At 76.9% G+C, this 2019-nt stretch carries 2 protein-coding genes; both read left to right on the top strand.

What is annotated here, in order from left to right; genetic code table 11:
* Positions 1 to 31 precede the first annotated feature (31 nt).
* Positions 32 to 553, top strand: a complete 522-nt coding sequence (locus CNO22_RS26835; protein ID WP_100502268.1) for a methylated-DNA--[protein]-cysteine S-methyltransferase — start codon at positions 32 to 34, stop codon at positions 551 to 553.
* 113 nt (positions 554 to 666) lie between these two features.
* A complete protein-coding gene (locus tag CNO22_RS26830; protein WP_100502267.1) occupies positions 667 to 1785 on the top strand; it encodes a DNA recombination protein RmuC in 1119 nt (372 codons plus the stop codon).
* The last annotated feature ends 234 nt before the right edge of the window (positions 1786 to 2019 follow it).

The following is a 2019-nucleotide window of genomic DNA, read 5'->3' as shown; positions in this document are numbered from 1 at the left end:
ACGACACAGCCCCTCTCGATCGGAGCGCCTCATGACCCCGCTTCCCGCCCGCTCCGCCACCGTCGACACCCCGCCCGGGCCGTTCACCGTGGTCGTGGCCCGCGACGGCGCCGTCCTCGCCAGCGGCTGGACCGCCGAGGTCGCCGACCTCCTCCCCGTGGTGCACCGCGGGCTGCGGCCGGTCTGGGTCGAGCCCGCCGACCACCTGCCGGTGCTCGGCGCGGTCGAGGCCTTCGTCGCCGGCGACGTCACCGCCATCGACGACGTCCCGGTGCGCCAGCGCTCCGGCCCCTTCCTCGAGGACGCCTGGGAGGTGCTGCGCACCGTCCCGCCGGGGACGCCGGACAGCTACGCCGCCTTCGCCGCGCGCTGCGGGCGCCCGGCGGCGGTCCGCGCGGCGGCCAACGCCTGCGCCCGCAACGCCGCGGCGCTGTTCGTGCCCTGCCACCGGGTGCTCGGCTCGGACGGCGGGCTGGGCGGCTTCCGCTGGGGGACGCCGGTCAAGCGCTGGCTGCTCGACCACGAGGCGGCCCACGCCCCCGTCCCCGCCTGAAGAAGGACCGCCCTTCCCCCCACGCCTCGCAAGCTCGGCGCGGGTCCCTGAAGGGCGGCCGCCGGGGCCGTGTGCTCCCGGGAACTGTCGGCGGCGTCCGGCAGGCTCTCGGTGTGGACGCCGCTTCGCTGCTCACCGGTCTCCTCGTCGGCGCGCTGCTGGCCACCGCGGTCACCCTCGGGGTCGTCGCGCTGGTCTCCCGCAACCGGCCGGCCGACGAGGGCCTGGAGCCGGTGCACGAGTCGCTCGACCACCTGCACCGGCTGCTGGCCGGCATCGAGCGCGACCGCGCCACCGCGCACGGCGAGCTGCGCGAGCAGATGGGCACCGTCGGGCAGACCTCGGCGCTGCTCCGGCAGGAGACCGCCGCGCTGGTCACCGCGCTGCGCACCCCGCACGTGCGCGGCCGGTGGGGCGAGGTGCAGCTGCGCCGGGTGGTCGAGGTCGCCGGCCTGCTCGAGCACTGCGACTTCGTCGAGCAGCCCTCCGGCACCAACGACGCCGGCGCCGGCGTGCGGCCCGACCTGGTGGTCACCCTCTCCGACGGCCGGCAGGTGGTCGTCGACGCCAAGGTGCCGTTCACCGGCTACATCGAGGCGGTCCAGGCCGAGGACGTCGCGGTGCGCGCCGAGCGGGTCGCCGCGCACGCCCGGCAGCTGCGCGCCCACGTCGACGCCCTCGCCGCCCGGCGCTACCCGACGGCGTTCCGACCGGCCGCGCCGTTCACCGTCCTGTTCGTGCCCTCCGACGGGTTCCTCACCACCGCCCTGGAGGCCGAGCCCGGGCTGCTCGAGTACGGCTTCGCCCGCGACGTCGTGCTGGCCACCCCGAGCACACTGCTGGCGCTGCTGCGCACCGTCGCCTACTCCTGGCGGCAGGAGCGGCTGGCCCGCGACGCCGACCAGGTGCTGGAGGTCGGCCGCCGGCTGCACGCCCGGCTGTCCACCCTCTCCGGCCACCTCATCCGGCTGGGCTCGGCGCTGTCCTCGACGCTGACCCGCTACAACGAGACGGTCGGCTCCTACGAGGGGTCGGTGCTCGTGGCCGCCCGCCGCTTCGACGACCTCGGGGTCGCCGAGTCACCGGTGCCCACGCCGCCGCCGGTCGAGGCCACGGTCCGCACGCTGCGTCCCACCGAGCTGCCGCTGCCCGGGGAGCTCCCCCGGCCGTCGGAGCTGTCGCCGCGGGACGACGGGTCCCGCCCCGTGGAGCGCGACGGCACGACCGGCTGAGCGCGCGGACGCCACCCGGGCTGCCACCGTCGTCGCGTCCGTACCGTCCCGTCACAGGCGTCCCGCGGACCCCGGCGGATGTGCGCCCCGGGCTGCCGTTTTGGCACTTGTGCACAGCGCGCGTCGGTGTCGTCCTCCCTCGTGGCCGCCGCGGCCGTCGCTACCGTTGCCCACGACAGGGACCCCCGTGCGGAGGTCCGCCACGAGGGGACGGGAGGTCCGCCATGGCCTCGG

It is taken from the genome of Geodermatophilus chilensis (genome assembly GCF_002802985.1).
Lineage (GTDB): Bacteria > Actinomycetota > Actinomycetes > Mycobacteriales > Geodermatophilaceae > Geodermatophilus > Geodermatophilus chilensis.
This window is presented reverse-complemented; position numbering and strand designations above follow the sequence as displayed.